This is a genomic window from Enterobacter sp. Ag1, from assembly GCA_000277545.1.
GTDB lineage: Bacteria > Pseudomonadota > Gammaproteobacteria > Enterobacterales > Enterobacteriaceae > Cedecea.
Genome location: AKXM01000028.1, coordinates 1 through 200, shown reverse-complemented (window position 1 = coordinate 200; position 200 = coordinate 1). Strand labels below are relative to the sequence as shown.

General features: G+C 52.0%; 1 rRNA gene. It reads right to left on the bottom strand.

Annotation, left to right across the window (positions count from 1 at the left end):
• A 23S ribosomal RNA gene (locus tag A936_RS23210) occupies positions 1-200 on the bottom strand; the annotation flags it as partial.

Sequence of the window (200 nt, the reverse complement as noted above, 5' to 3'; positions counted from 1 at the left end):
GAAACAGTGCTCTACCCCCGAAGATGAGTTCACGAGGCGCTACCTAAATAGCTTTCGGGGAGAACCAGCTATCTCCCGGTTTGATTGGCCTTTCCCCCCCAGCCACAAGTCATCCGCTAATTTTTCAACATTAGTCGGTTCGGTCCTCCAGTTAGTGTTACCCAACCTTCAACCTGCCCATGGCTAGATCACCGGGTTTC